The organism is Deinococcus aerolatus, assembly GCF_014647055.1.
In the GTDB taxonomy this organism is placed as follows: Bacteria; Deinococcota; Deinococci; order Deinococcales; family Deinococcaceae; genus Deinococcus; species Deinococcus aerolatus.
This window is the reverse complement of sequence record NZ_BMOL01000013.1, coordinates 1-14,737: the sequence shown is the minus strand read 5'-3', so window position 1 is coordinate 14,737 and position 14,737 is coordinate 1. Positions and strand designations below refer to the sequence as shown.

Below are 14,737 nucleotides of genomic sequence, written 5' to 3'. Positions count from 1 at the left end.
TGGGACAGGCCGCGCGAGTGCTGATCCAGCGCTCTTCCCGCTGCGTGCTTCCCCGGCTACCCGGTTCTCTTCCCCGCCCCGCCCGCCGCACAGGAGCTGAAACGAGCCGATGACGGACGCCCTGACCATCACACAGACGTTGCTGCGCCTCGAACAGCGCCTGACTGAACTGCGGGCGTGGCGTGACCGGGCGGCCGTGCCGCTGGAGCTGACCTTCCACTGGAGCGGCGGCAGGCAGGCCCTGGCCGAGGGGGACGCGTGGCCTGCCCGTGAGCTGCCGGTGACCTTCAGCGCCGAGGTGCATATCCCGGCGCAGTGGCCGGATCAGCCGGTGCTGCTGGACCTGTCGGTGGGCGGCGAGGCACTTGTCCTGCTGGGCGGAGAGGCCCGCGGCGGCCTGAATCCGTACCACAGCGAGATCTGGCTGGAGTCAGGCGCCCCGCCCGGCTGCCCGCTGCAGATCGAGGCGGTGCCGCGCGGGTTGTTCGGTTCGCCGGAATACGCCCCCAGACTGGACCGTGCCCGGCTGGTGTTGCCGGACCTTCAGGTGCGCGCTGTGCTGGCCGACCTGGAGGCGGCGCACGAGGCGGCCGCCGCCCTGGCTGGCCGCGGAAGGCCCGAGATTGCCGGACTGATCGCCGACGCGCTCAGCGACGTGCTCAACCAGGTGCCCATCCCGCGCGGCGACGCTGGGGCGTACCTCACGCGCGCGTGGCAGGAACCCCGGCTGCGCGCCGGTCTGCGTCAGCAGTGGGACGAGTGGGATTTCGGCGGCACGCCCGCGCCCTACCCCGAGGCGGACCGGCCCATGCTGGACGCGGCACGGCACGCCCTGGCCGCGCGGCTGAACGCTGTCCGGGCGCGCTACCCCGCTGATGGAGGGCTGGCGCTGACCGGCCACGCGCACATCGACCTGGCGTGGTTGTGGCCGCTGGCCGAGACCCGGCGCAAGATCCGGCGCACCTTTGCCACCGTGCTGTCGCTGATGGAACTGTATCCCGATTTCACCTTCAACCAGTCCTCGGCCCAGATCTACGCCTATGTGGAGCAGGACGATCCGGTGTTGTTTGACCGCATCCGGCAGCGCGTGCAGGAAGGCCGCTGGGACGTGGTGGGCGGCATGTGGGTGGAGCCGGACGGCAATCTGATTTCCGGCGAGTCCTGGGTGCGGCAACTGCTGTATGGCCAGCGGTATTTCCAGTCGCGGTTCGGCACAAGGGCGCGGGTGTGCTGGCTGCCCGACACCTTTGGCTACGCGGCCAACCTGCCGCAACTGCTGCGCGGCGCGGACATCCCGTATTTCTTCACCACCAAGCTGACCTGGAACGAGACCAATCCTTTCCCCCACGACCTGTACCGCTGGGAGGCGCTGGACGGCACGCAGGTCCTGGCGCACAGCTTCCGCAATCCCGGCCAGGGCTACAACGGCACGCTGGGGGCGCCCGACGTGTTGCAGACCTGGCAGAACTTCGCCGGCAAGCGCCGCCACGACGCTTCCCTGTTCAGTTTCGGCTGGGGCGACGGCGGCGGCGGTCCCAGCGCCGAGATGCTGGAACGCTATGACCGTCTGCGCGACTTTCCCGGCCTGCCCCGGTTGCACATGACCCGGGTGGCTGAATTTTACGACCGGGCCGACACGGAGGTGGGTGCCCTGCCGGTATGGGTGGGCGAGCAGTACTTCGAGCTGCACCGGGGCACCTACACCTCGCAGGCCTGCATCAAGCAGCTGAACCGCGCGCTGGAACACGCCCTGAGCGACGCCGAAACAGCCTGCGCCCTGGCCTTCACGCTGGTGGCGCGGCCGGCTGAGCGCGGCACCTTTCAGGCGCTGTGGACGGTGCTGCTGCGCAACCAGTTTCATGACATCCTGCCCGGTTCGGGCGTCCGGGCAATCTACGACGACGCGCGGCGCGAATTGACAGAAGCGCTGGCACAGGCCGAAGCGCTGCGGGATGACGCCCTGCAGAGCCTGAGCGACGCCCACGGCGCAGGCAAGCGCGTGGTGGTCTGGAACCTGAGCTTTGATGAACGCCCGCTGTCGTTGTGGCTGCCCGGTCAGGCGGGACTGGGTTTGCGCGCCCCGGACGGCACGCCGCTTCACTGCGAGCGGCAGGGCGACGGCCTGCTGGTCACTGGAGACATCACGGTGCCTGGCCTGGGGTACCTGTGCCTGGGTGTCGTTCCCGAAGAGGCCAGCGCTCCTGAAGATGCAGAGGTTCCTGAAGATGCGGGGGCAGCCTCCGGTGCGTTGACGCTGGAGAACGAACATCTGCGGGTGGTTGTCCGTCCTGACGGCAGCCTGGACAGCCTGTATAGCCGGGCGTCCGGGCGCGAGGTGCTGGACGGACCCGGCAACCAGCTGTGGCTGTACCCCGACGTGCCGCGTGAGTGGGAGGCGTGGGAACTGGACGCCAGCTACCCGGACGGCGGCCAGCGACTGAATGCGGTGGCCCCGCCTGAACGTCTGAAGGGCCGGCTGGAACAGGCCGTCCGCGTGCGCTACGACGCCCAGGGCAGCGAGATTATTCAGACGTACCGGCTGCGCCGGGGAGCGCAGCGGCTGGAGATCGAGACCGTGGTCGACTGGAAACCGCGCCGTCTGCTGCTGCGGGCACTGACGCCAGTCAACGTGCGGGCGGCGCAGGCCAGCTTTGAGACCGCCTTCGGCACGGTGACGCGTCCCACCCACCGCAACACCTCCTGGGAGGCCGCGCAGTTCGAGGTTCCGGGCCACCGGTTTGCTGATCTGAGTGAGGGGGATTTCGGCCTGAGCCTGCTGACCACCTCCAAATACGGGTACAGTGCCCACGGCAACGTGCTGGGCCTGAGTCTGCTGCGCTCGCCGCTTGTGCCTGATCCCACGGCCGACGCCGGACCGCACGCCTTTGCTTACGCGCTGTACCCGCATGCCGGGGACTGGCGGACGGGCACCCTGCGCGAGGCGCATGACCTGAACGCGCCGCTGCGGGGGTTTGTGACCTCCAGGCCGGGACGCGGCGAACCCTGCGCCCGGCTGCTGACCAGCGGTCACCCGTCGCTGCGGCTGAGCGTCCTTAAACTTGCCGAGGACGACGCCTCGCTGCTGCTGCGGGTCTACGAGGCGCTTGGCACGCGTGGGCAGGCACAACCCGGCGGGCTGGGCGTGACGCGGTGGACGCCGGTGACCCTGCTGGAGGAAGCGGCGGAGGGAACGCTGGCCTTCACGCCGTACCGGGTGCTGAGCTTGAAAGAGGGCTGAGCCGCGTTCCCGCCGGTCTGCTGACAACACATGCGGACAGCCGGCGCTGGCCTGGAGACCGCGGGCACGCCACGCGAAAACCCCCTCCACTGACCGGAGGGGGCTGCTGTATGTTCACGGCGTGTTCAATCGCCGGGGGCCAGGGTGCCGCTGACCTGCGGCTGGGCATCGGGCCTGATGCGCCGGCGCTCGAACTGCCAGAACACGGTAGGCACCACGTAAAAGGTCAGCAGCGTGCTGGTCACGACGCCGCCCAGAATCACGATGCCCAGGCCCCGGCGGAACTCTGCGCCGTCGCCCTGGCCCAGAATCAGCGGGATGCTGATGACCAGCACGGTCAGGGTGGTCATCAAAATCGGACGGAAGCGCAACTCCGCGGCCTCGATCAGCGCTTCCCTCAGGGGCAGGGTGCGGGCACGCTCGGTCACGAATTCCAGGTACAGGATTGAATTCTTGGTCGACAGCCCCAGCAGGATCACCATGCCCAGCACCGTGATCACGTCCAGGTTGACCCCGAACAGTCCCAGGGTCCACAGTGCGCCCACGATGGCAATCGGCACCGGCAGCAGCAGGTAGATGGGGTACCGGAACGAGTTGAACTGGCTGCCCAGCACCAGGTAGGTCAGCAGCACCGACGTGATCAGGATGATCGGGCCGAAGAACACCAGATCCTTGGTCAGGCCCGCGCTGCCAAAGGCGCTGGCGTTGCCCAGGGTCACGCCGTCTGTCAGCAAACCCGCGTCTGACACTCGCTTTTCCAGCTCGGCCTGATACGCGAACGGGTTGGGACCGCCCTGAATCAGGTTGATGTCCAGGGTGGCGGTGTAAGCCTTGTTCAGGCGGCTCAGCGTGGCTGGGGCCTGGCCCACCTGAAAGGTGCCGAGTCCGGACAGCGGCAGGTTGGCGTCCAGGGCCGGCGAGTAGACCGTCTGGGACAGCAGGCTCTGCTCGTCGCGGATCAAGGCCGGGTCCAGCCGCACTACGATGTCCACGCTCTGATCGCCGTCGCGCACGCTGCCGGCCACCGCGCCGTCATTGTAGGTTCGCAGCGCCTGGGCCACGTCGCTGGCGCTCAGCCCGGTGCCCGACAACCGGGTGGCGTCGGGAGTGAAGGTGCGTTCCTGGGTGGTGGCGCTCAGGCTGCTCTTGACGGTGCGGATGTTGGCATCCTGGCCCAGCAGGCGCACCACGTCCCGGTTGCGTTCCAGCAGCAGGGCCTGATTGGGGGCGGTCAGCGCCAGGGTCATGTCGGCGCTGCCGCCGGGCCCGGCCTGCAGGGAGGCCACCGTCAGCTCGGCGCCGGGCCGGTTGACCACCAGCGGCTGCAGCAGCGTGCGGTACTCGGCGCTCAGCACGTCCAGCGCGGCGCGTTCCTCCTTGGGCACCAGGGTCAGGGTTAGGCCCGCTGCGTTGGCACTGTTGCCGCCCACCAGGCTGCCGCTGCCAACGCTGGTCTGCACCAGCCGGACCTCCTCGCGGGCTAGCAGTCGGCTCTCGATCTGACGGGTCAGGGCATTGGTGGTGGCCAGATCGGTGCCCACCGGCAGGGTCAGGTCCACGCTCAGAATACCGCTGTCGGTCTGGGGCACGAAGGCGAAGCCCAGCCGCGGCGCGATGACCGCGACGCTGCCCATGAAGGCCAGGGCCACCAGCATGACGGCCCACGGCCGTTTCAGCGCTGCCCCCAGGCTGCGGGCATAGGCGCGGGCCGTGCCCATCACGGCGTTGATGGTGAGGCCGTGCAGGGTGCCGGTCAGTGCCTCCAGCACGGCGTACACCACCGCCAGAACGTAGCGCAGCGCGGTGAGGACCGCCGGGGCCAGCAGGACGGCCAGCACCAGGGTGACCGGCAGCGGCAGGCCCGTCTGCGCCAGCGCCAGCGCACCGACAGCGCCGCCCAGCGCCAGTCCCAGGAGGCCGGGCAGGGTCTTGACGCCCACCAGCGAATGGCGCAGCAGCGCCGGCAGGCTGGCGAAGACCCCGGGCAGATCGCTCCAGGTCACCGGTCTGGTCTCGGTGGTGTAGGCCATGCGGACCGTGAGGAACAGCAGGCTTTCGAGCCATGACAGCGCGATGGCCGCCGCGATGCCCAGGCCGAACTGGCTGAAAAACTGGCCCAGGATGCCGGGGAAGAAGCTCAGCGGCACCAGCACCGCCAGCAGGGAGAACGACGCGGCGGTCACGGCGGAAAAGACCTCGCTGGCGCCCAGCAGCACGCTGCGGACCTGGCTGTAGCCCATGTCGCGGTAGCGCTGCACGTTCTCGGCCACCACGATGGAGTCGTCCACCACGATGCCGATGGCCACGATAATCGCCAGCAGCGAGATGATGTTGAAGGTAAAGCCCAGCAGGCCAAACAGCAGCGGCGCGGCACTGATCGAGATTGGAATGGCCAGGATCACGGCAAAGACGGTGTTGAGGCGGCCCAGGAACAGCAGGCAGATCACGCCGACAGCGCCCACGGCGATCAGGAATTCCTTGAAGGTGTCGGAGACAGTGGCGCGCGTCTCGCGGGTGGTGTCGTTGGCGAGTTTGAGGGTGTAGCCTTCCGGCAGCCGCTGGGCCGTCATGGCGGCCAGCACGTTGTCGGTCACGGCCACCGAATTGGTGCCCGAAGCCTTGCGCACCGAGAGCAGCACCGCAGGCTGGCCGTTGACCCGCGCAAACGACGTGGCGGAGGCGCTGCCGTCGCGCACGCTGGCCACGTCGGCGACGCGCAGGCCGGTGGCCGGATCGACGATGATCCGGCCCACGTCGGCGGCGCTGCGCGGCGTGTTGCGGGTGCTGAAGCCGGTGGTGCTGCCGCCTTGCGTGACCGTTCCGGCCGGCAGGTCCAGCGCCGAGCCGCCGATGGCGCCGGTGACGCGGGCGGGGCTCAGGTTGTAGCTTTGCAGCCGCGCGGGATCGAGCAGCACCTGAATCTTGCGCTCGGGACCGCCCGACAGGTTCACGTCAGCCACGCCCTCAACGCGCTGCAATCGCGGCACCAGCGTGTCCTCGGCGTAGGCGGTGACGTCGTCGGGGCGTGCGCTGCCGCCCAGCAGGGCCAGCGACAGGATCGGGGTGGCGTTGGGATCGAACTTCTGGACCACCGGGGCCTCGGCGCTGCCCGGCAGGGCGCCGCGGATGGCCGCCACCGCCTGCGACACGCTGTTGGCGGCCGAGTCGATATCGGTCTCGTCCGAGAAGGTGATCACCACCGCCGACTGGTTGCTGACGGAGGTGGTGTTGATGTCCACCACGCCGGCCAGGGTGCTGACCGCGTCCTCGATCCTGCGGCTGACCTCGCGGTCCACCTGATCGGGGTTTGCGCCGGGGTAGGCCGTGCTGACCGCCAGTACCGGCACCTCGAAGTTGGGCAGCAATTCCACGCCCAGCCGGAACACCGACACCAGACCCAGCAGCGCCACCAGCACGAAGATGCCGATGGAAAAGACGTAGTTGCGGACACTGAAGCGCACGAACGGATTGACCACCGGTTCGGGGGTGCCGTCGGGCAGCGTGCCGCGCGGGGCGTTCAGCTCGTCCGGTTCATGGATGCTCATGGGGTTTGGCCCTTTGCGCCGCTGTCGCCTGCTGCGCCTGCGTCCGGTGTCGCCGCCGGATTTACCGTGATGGCCGCGCCGTCCTGGATGCTGGCGGGCAGCGGATTGATGACGGCCTGACCCGGCTCCACGCCACGGACGGCCAGCGTGCCGCCGGACTCGGCAATCACCGTGACAACTTGCCTTGTGGCCACGTCACCTGCGGCCACGAACACTGCCGTTTCGCCGCCGTCCACCTGCACGGCGCTGCTGGGAATCAGCACGCCGTCGCCCAGCGTGGCGCGGTAGCGCACCTGGGCCGCCGCACCCACCGGCAACTGCTCGCCGCCCTGGACGCGCGCGGTGATGGGCACCAGGCGGTTCGTGCCCGCGATGCCGGGGCTGCCCTGCACGGTGGCCACGTAATTGACGCCGCCGTAACCCAGATTGAGCCGCGTGCCGTCCGAGAGCGCGAAGGCGTCGCTGCTGGGAATGCTGAACTTGGCGCGGATGCTGCCGGGGTCCACCAGCCGGAACACCGGGGTGCCCTGCCCGGCGAACTCGCCCACCTTCGCGCCTATGTTTGCCACGATGCCGGCGAACGGCGCCTTGACGGCGGTGCGGGCCAGGTTCTCCTCAGCCTGCGTGACGCCTGCCTGCGCGGTTTCCAGCGCGACCTGCTGCAGCGGCACGCTGCCCTGGGCGCTGCGCCCGTTCTGCTCCAGATTGTTGCGGGCCGAGGACAGACCAGACTGCGCCTGCGCCAGCGTGGCCCGCGCGGCCTTAAGGTCCACCAGACTGATGCCGCCCAGCCCGTACAGCGTCTCGGCACTCTGGGCATTTTGCTGTGCCTGCGCCAGCGTCGCCTCGGCGGACGTGATGGCCGCCTTGAGGGAAGTGCTGGCGTTGGCAGTGGTGTTGCGGGTCTGCTGCAGGTTGATCTGGGCCTGCTGCACCTGCAACCGGGCGTTGTCCAGCGTCTGTTGCTGCCCGGTGTCGTCGAGCTGCACCACCACCGCCCCGGCACTCACCTGCTCGCCCTCCTCCACCAGCACCTGCGTCACCGTGCCGCTGCTCTGGGTGGCCACCTGCGAATCCTTCTGCGCCGTGATGATGGCGCTGGCGCTGCGCTGCACGTTCAGGGTGCCCTCTTTGGCCATCACCACCTGCACGCTCAGCACCGTGGATTTGGCCGGCGCGCTGGTCAGGTCGTTGCCCGCAGACTCGCTGCCCTGTTCCGGGGAATTGCACGCGGCCAGCAGCGCGGTCAGCGTCACGATGGGAAGCAGCCGTTTCATTTTGCCAGTCCCGTCACGTCCACGCCGGACGCCGCTCCCAGCGCTGCCAGGGCCTTCCACAGGCCGTTCTGCGCCTGGGTCACCGCGAAATCGGTTTGCTGGGCCTGCACCTCGGCCTGCTGCACTTCCACGGCGGCGGCGGTTCCGGCCTTCAGCCGGGCGCGGGCCTGGGTCAGGGTGGTCTGGGCGTTGCTGCGCTGCTGGCGGGCAATGTCCACCTGTTCCTGGGCGCTTTGCACGGCGCGGTAGGCGTCACGCACGCCGGTGGAGGCGGCCTTCACGGCGTCGTCCAGACTGCGCTGGGCATTGGCCTGGGCGGTGCGCGCGTCTTCCAGGGTGCGGGTGGGCGTGTAGTCGTTGTCGGCCAGCTTGACCTGCAGGGCGGCGAAGCTCAGGCCGTTGCTGGCCTGGCTGAGCGACGGCAGACGTTTTTCCAGCCCGGCCTGCAGGGTGGACAGGCTGCTGCTCAGCCTGGGCGGCGCGGGCGGATCGGCCAGGGTCAGCGCCGTTCCGGTGGGCAGGCCCAGGCTGCGGGCCAGCCCGGCCTTCAGCACCGGAAGCTGCGCCTGGGCGTCAGTGAGGGCCTGGGCGTTGCTGCTCAGGCTGGTAGCGGCGCGGTTGACGTCCAGTTGTGTGGCCACCCTGGCCGCCAGCCGCGCCTGGGCGATCTGCAGGTTGCGTCTGTCCAGCGCCACCTGCGCGCTGTTCAGGGCGATGCGCCCGCCCGCCTCGTAGGCCGCCAGGTACTGCGAGATCACCGTCTGGGCGACGTTGAGCTTGGTGCCGTCCAGGGTGACCGCCGCCGCCGCATTGTCCTGCTCGGCCTGCGTCAGCGTGGTGATGATGCTGGTGGGATCGGCGCGCACCGCCCGCAGGTTGGCCTGGGCCTTTTGCAGGTTGGCGCGGGCGGTGGTCACGTCCGCCCCGCTGGCCAGCGCACGGCTGACCGCACTCTGCAGGGTCAGGCTGGTGGCGTCGGTCTGCGCGGCGGCGTGCCCCAGCCCCAGGGCCAGGAGAACGGTCAGAATCCGGGTGGTGTAACGGTGGGTTTTGCTCATGGTTGGCCTCCGGGGGCAGCTGTGGGCGGAATGGACTCAGTGGGTGGGGTGCGTGGTGCCGGGCTGGGCGCTGGGGGACTGGCGGGCGGGGCGGAGGAGACCTGGGCCGGAGCTGCGGGGGTGGGCAGGGCCGGGAGCTGGCCCAGCAGCACCGGATCAAGGTCACCCGTCGCCTGCAGCAGTTGCAGCGCGGCCAGCGCCACCGCCGCGTGCTGGGCGTCCACGGCGTTCTGTGCCTGCGAGACGCCCAGTTCGGCCTGCACAACGTCCAGCGGCGTGGCCAGTCCGGCGTCCACGCGGGCGCGGGTGCTGGCCAGCGCCGTCCAGGCGCGAACCAGCGCCGTCTGGAGGCTGCCCAGTCCGCCCACCTCGTCCTGATAACTGGACAGCCGCGTGCGGACATCCAGATCCACGGCCTGCCGGGCGGTGGCCAGACCCAGCAGCGCCTGCTGCACGCCCTGCGCGGCCTGGGCCTGCTCCCCGGCGCCCGCGCCGCCCAGCAGGGTGTAGGTGCCGCTGAGTGACAGCGTGACGCCGCTGGGCATCTCGCCCGTATCCTTGAGGGGAATGCTGGCCTGCACGCCCAGCACGCCGGTCTTGCTGTTCAGGCTGCCACCGACGGTCCGGCCGGAGCCGCCCTGGCCGTCACTGAGCTGTCCGGCGCGGACCCCGGCTGTCACGTCTGGAACCCGGGCATTGCGCTGGGCGGTGGCCAGGGCGGCCTGTGCGTCGGCCAGCGCCACCTCGGCCCGCGCGATTTCAGGGCGGGCGCTCAGGGCGCGGGTCAGCAGGGCACTGAGGTCACCTGAGGGCGTCAGATCCGGCAGGCCGCCCAGGCGACTCAGGTCTGTGGGCAGCGCCAGGGGCTGGCCCAGCACGCGGGTCAATTGCGCGGCCGCCAGACCCACGCCGCGCGCCGCGCGGTCACGCGCGGCCTGGGCCGATTCCAGGGCGGATTGACGTTCCAGCACGGCCTCCTGCGTGATCAGGTTCTGGGCGCGCTGCTCTTCGGCCACCGCACGCAGCCGGGTGGTCACGCTCAGCTGTGCCTCGGCCTGGGCCAGACCGGTCACGGCGCTGCGCGCCCCGGCAAAGGCCTGTGCGGCCTGGACCGTCAGCGTGGCGCGGCTGTTGCGCAGGTCCACCGCTGCTGCCGCCAGCGCCCGTTCGGCGCTGCGGACCGACTCACGGGCGGGGGACCACGGCAGGACGTTCAGTGAGGCGCTGACGTTCAGCGTGCTGCTGCCTTTCCATTCGCCGCTGTCCCACGGCGCCTTGACCACGCTGCCGTCGGCCCCCACGCTCAACGACAGCCCCGCGCGGGTGCGGGCGCTGTCCAGGGCCAGCTGCGCGGCGCGGTAGGTCAGGTCAGCCGACTGCCAGCCGGGCGATAGACGCAGTAGTGCGAGCACGCTGCCGAGTGTGATGGCCGGGGTCTGCGTCTGCCCTGGCGTGGGCGACTGCTGCTGCAGGGAGGGCGGGGTGGTGGGCGGCGCGGTTTGCGCGTGGCCGGTGGTCAACAGACCCAGGCTCAGGAACGCGGTGAGCGCCAGCGCGGGGAATCGTTGCGTCATGGGGTGAACCTCGAACATCAGAACAGGAAGGCGGTGGGAGTTTCTAGAGTAGCGACTTACTTTCGGACGAGATGCTATACCCCGCCCTGCCTGCGGACCACCACCCAAAGAAGGACTGTCGCAGCCAGACTGTGTGGGGGGCACGGCCCGTCACGGGGCCAGTCCAGGCCACAGCAGGTCCAGCAGGCCGCGTACGAAGCGTCCGGTGTCCACCGGCTCACGCCCGGCGTGGGTCAGCATGTGCTCCTGATGGACATAGGTGGTCAGCGCGCCCATGATGATCAATGCCGTGATCTCGGCGTCCAAGGGGCGTACGCGGCCCAGATTCAGTTCGGCACGCAGGTACTGGGCGATGACCTCGGCGTCCTGGCGTACCGGGTTGCCCAGTCTCTCCAGAAGGCGGTTGTGCTCGGGGTTGTGACCGCGGGACAGGACCGTCATCAGGTTGGGGATGATGGCGGCCGCCTCTTTCAGGAACTCCATGAACGCCTGTTCCAGGTTGCGCCGGACCTCACCCTGGCCCAGCCGCTCCAGCAACGCTGCGCGCCAGTGCGCGTAGTCGTGGAGACCGACCGCCGCCTCGAACAGGTCTTCCTTGCTGGCGTAGCGCTTAAAAAGCGTGCCTTCCGAGATGCTGGCGCGGCGGGCTATTTCAGCGGTGGTCGCGGCAAAACCCTGTTCCAAGAACACTTCACGGGCGGCCTCCACAATCTGTTCATCGGTAATCGTGCGGGGGCGGGCCATAAGTGAGTTTGTACTGCACTAACTACCCATTCACTGTAGATTGAATTACCGAGTCTGCAGGCCGTTGTCCTGACCAGGCCCATGCCAGGGAGCTGGGACTCAACTGCTGAGGCGGGTGGATCAGCGGCCCAGCGGTATCTGCTGGCCAGCGGACGGTGTTACTGGCCGGCAGTGGCGCGTCTGATCCTTGACTGGCTCCGGGTATTTTAAGTTCTGGCGGCCCCGGCCAGCGGCAACTCGTCAAGATGGGCCAGCAGGTCCAGCGGATCGTTGTAGATCCCGACGGCCCCGTCCAGCCGCTCGTCACCGCCGCAGCGCAGGGCCACGGTGTCCACGCCGCTCTTTGTCGCGCTTTCGATGTCATAGGGCGTGTCACCCACCATCAGCACCTCGCCCGGTTTTCGCCCCAGCTTTTTCAGCGCGGCCTGCACGATGTCTGGGGCGGGCTTGGACTCGTCCACGTCCGAGGCGGTGGTGCGCTGCGGGATCAGATCGGCCACGTCGGCGCGCATCAGAAGGGTCTCCATCACCGTCTCGTCGCCAGAGGTGCCGATGATCAGGTCCAGGCCGCGCTGCCGCAGTTCTTCCACCAGTTTGCGCGCTCCGGGTTGAGCGCGGACGGTCGGCAGTTCGCTGCGCTGGAACGTATCTTTCCAGGCGTTCGAGAGCCGCTTGTACGGCTCGCTGTCCGGCTTGACTCCGGTCAGGCGCGGCACCAGTTGATCGCCGCCCATGCCAATCAGGGGCCGCACCTCGGCGAAGGACACCGAAAAGCCTTCATCAACAAAGGCGTGGACCCAGGCGCGGGCATGGGCGTCGTTGCTGTCCACCAGCGTGCCGTCCAGATCGAGAATGACTGCGTGGTAGGGGGTCATGGTTGTCAGGGTAAGGGGGCAGGGTGCGCAGCAGATGGACGGCGCTTGACCCGGGCTTTACGTGCCTGCAGTCACCGGCCTAATTCACGGCCGCCGCGCAGCGCCCCGCCACCCGCCCGCTGAACAGGCAGCCGCCCAGGAACGTGCCCTCCAGTGAACGGTAGCCGTGCATGCCGCCGCCGCCGAAGCCTGCCACCTCCCCCGCCGCGTACAGCCCCGGCATCGGCTCGCCGTCCGCGCCCAGCACCCGCGCCTGCAGGTCCGTTTCCAGGCCCCCCAGCGTCTTGCGGGTCAGGATGTTCAGCCGGACGGCAATGAGAGGGCCAGAGGCCGGGTCCAGCAGCGGCGAGGGCTTGACGATGCGGATCAGCCGCTCGTTGATGAAGGCCCGCGCGCCGCGCACCACCGCCAGTTGTGGGTCCTTGCCGAAAGGATTGGCGATCTGGAGGTCACGGTCGGCCACCACCCGCTGCACAGTCTCGTAATCCACGGCGTCGCGGCCCGTCAGCTCGTTCATCCCGCGCACCAGTTCGGGCAGAGTGTCGCGCACCACGAAATCTGCGCCCTGGTCCATGAACGCCTGGACGGAAGGGGCCACGTTCCGGCCCAGCCGCCCGGCCACCTTGCGAAGATCGCGGTCCGTCAGGTCGAGATTCTGCTCGGAGCCGCTGAGGGTGAATTCTTTTTTGATGATCGCCCGGTTCAGCACGAACCAGGTATACGGGTAGCCGTTCGTTGTGATGTGTTGCAGCGTACCCAGGGTGTCGAAGCCGGGGTAGTGCGGGTACGGCAGGCGCGTGCCGTCCGGCGCGAGCCACAGGCTGCTGGGGCCGGGCAGGATGCGGATGCCGTGCGTGGGCCAGATGGGATTCCAGTTGCGAATGCCTTCGGTGTAGTGCCACATGCGGTCCCGGTTGATCAGGTGCGCGCCGGCGGCCTCGGCCATCGCCTGCGCCGCGCCGTCCACATGCTTTGGCACGCCGGAGATCATGAAGTCGGGCGCGGGGCCAAGGCGCTCGGTGGGCCAGTTCTTCCGCACCAGCGCCTGATTGCCGCCGATGCCGCCAGAGGTCAGAATGACGGCCCCGGCGTTCAGCTCGAAGTCGTCCACCACAACCCGCGAACTCTGCTCACCCCGCAGCACCTCCGAGGGTTCAAGAATGTCGCCGTGGACGCCATGCACCACGCCATCAGTTATGTTCAGACCACGGACGCGGTGGCGGAATTTGAAAACGATGCGTCCCGCCGCAACATGCTCACGCACCCGCCGCTCGAAGGGTTCTACCACCCCTGGCCCGGTGCCCCAGGTGATGTGGAAACGCGGCACACTGTTGCCGGGACCGCTCGCGCCCTGCCCGCCGCGCTCTGCCCAGCCCACACCGGGAAAGAAGCGCACGCCCTGTGCGGCCAGCCAGCCGTATTTTTCCCCGGCAGCAAAGTCCACGTAGGCTTCGGCCCACTTGCGCGGCCAGTGGTCCTCGGGACGGTCAAACCCGGCGGTGGTCTGCCAGTCGCGCCACGCCAACTCATGGCTGTCCCGGATCTTCAATCGACGTTGCTCGGGCGTGTCGATCAGGAAAAGTCCTCCGAAGGACCAGAACGCCTGTCCGCCCAGGTTCTGCCCGCCTTCCTGGTCGAGGAGCAGCACGCGCTTTCCGGCGTCGGCAGCCTCGGCGGCGGCCACCAGTCCGGCGAGGCCCGCGCCGATCACGATGATGTCGGTGTCATGCGTTGTCATGAAAACTCCTCCGATTGTTGATGGGGGTATTGTGCCGTATAGATGCCGTGCCGCACAGGCGCAGGCTTAATGCCTGTGAAGGCAACTTTGAACCGGCCAGCCTGCGCCGCCCACTACCATCGGGTATGGCATATCAGGCGAAATTGAAGGGTGGGCAGACCATTACGCTGGAGAATCAGGGCGATCAGACCATCATTCGCGTCAGCAGCGATGGTCAGCGCCAGAGCAGCAGCGTGACGACCGGTGAGTGGACCATGGCCCCCACCCTGTTCCAGGCCACAAGCGGCGCGGTGGTGGAAATCCATACGGGTGCAGGCTCCGTCTACTTCCAGATCGGGGACGGACAGCTTCATTCCCTGCATGAAGCACCGGATGTGGAGGACGCCCAGCACCTTGGCCTTGAAACCGTGGCCGCCGGTACGGGGCAGAGTGAAATGAAACCGATGGCAAAGATGGAACCGATGAAGCCTATGAAACCGATGTGAACGTTGGTGTTCCCTGTTTCCGGGCGCAGTCAACCCTTCCCGGAGAGACACTAGTGGTCTGATTCAGAGGAATGTTGGGAGTGGGAGGCGTACGCTTGAGGTGGAGGTGAGCCATGCGCCGTGGCCTCAGGTCACCTGGTAGTGCTCCAAGAATCCCGTCAAGCGGCGAAGAGAGACTTCGCCGACGCGACCAGTTTATCCCA

9 protein-coding genes are annotated in these 14,737 nt (G+C 68.5%); 2 read left to right on the top strand and 7 right to left on the bottom strand.

Annotated elements, in window-relative coordinates; all coding sequences use genetic code 11:
• Window positions 1–109: 109 nt before the first annotated feature.
• The gene (locus IEY31_RS13260) at window positions 110–3,238 is read left to right on the top strand and encodes an alpha-mannosidase (protein WP_188972776.1); all 3,129 of its coding nucleotides are present in this window, start codon (window positions 110–112) and stop codon (window positions 3,236–3,238) included.
• A 125-nt stretch (window positions 3,239–3,363) separates the two neighbouring features.
• On the opposite strand, the gene IEY31_RS13255 is transcribed toward IEY31_RS13260, so the two are convergent.
• The 7 genes from IEY31_RS13255 to IEY31_RS13225 form a co-directional block, all read right to left on the bottom strand.
• Entirely contained in the window at window positions 3,364–6,783 is a 3,420-nt protein-coding gene (locus tag IEY31_RS13255) for an efflux RND transporter permease subunit (protein WP_188972774.1), read from the bottom strand.
• Window positions 6,780–8,060, bottom strand: a complete 1,281-nt coding sequence (locus IEY31_RS13250; RefSeq protein WP_188972772.1) for an efflux RND transporter periplasmic adaptor subunit — start codon at window positions 8,058–8,060, stop codon at window positions 6,780–6,782. Before IEY31_RS13250 ends, IEY31_RS13255 begins: the two co-directional genes overlap by 4 nt.
• Window positions 8,057–9,118, bottom strand: coding sequence for a TolC family protein (locus IEY31_RS13245; protein ID WP_188972770.1), 1,062 nt, complete (start codon window positions 9,116–9,118; stop codon window positions 8,057–8,059). The genes IEY31_RS13250 and IEY31_RS13245 overlap by 4 nt, the downstream gene beginning before the upstream one ends.
• Window positions 9,115–10,692, bottom strand: a complete 1,578-nt coding sequence (locus tag IEY31_RS13240) for a TolC family protein (protein WP_188972767.1) — start codon at window positions 10,690–10,692, stop codon at window positions 9,115–9,117. The genes IEY31_RS13245 and IEY31_RS13240 overlap by 4 nt, the downstream gene beginning before the upstream one ends.
• Before the next feature lie 150 nt (window positions 10,693–10,842).
• Window positions 10,843–11,436 (bottom strand): TetR/AcrR family transcriptional regulator, encoded by a 594-nt coding sequence (locus IEY31_RS13235; RefSeq protein ID WP_188972766.1) that lies wholly within the window; start codon window positions 11,434–11,436, stop codon window positions 10,843–10,845.
• Between the two features lie 206 nt (window positions 11,437–11,642).
• Window positions 11,643–12,311, bottom strand: a complete 669-nt coding sequence (locus IEY31_RS13230) for an HAD family hydrolase (RefSeq protein WP_188972764.1) — start codon at window positions 12,309–12,311, stop codon at window positions 11,643–11,645.
• Window positions 12,312–12,390: 79 nt separating this feature from the next.
• Window positions 12,391–14,049: an FAD-binding dehydrogenase gene (locus tag IEY31_RS13225; protein ID WP_188972762.1), complete on the bottom strand. Its 1,659-nt coding sequence runs from the start codon at window positions 14,047–14,049 to the stop codon at window positions 12,391–12,393.
• Between the two features lie 125 nt (window positions 14,050–14,174).
• Between IEY31_RS13225 and IEY31_RS13220 the strand changes: the two genes are divergently transcribed.
• Window positions 14,175–14,534, top strand: coding sequence for a hypothetical protein (locus IEY31_RS13220; protein ID WP_188972760.1), 360 nt, complete (start codon window positions 14,175–14,177; stop codon window positions 14,532–14,534).
• Window positions 14,535–14,737: the final 203 nt, after the last annotated feature.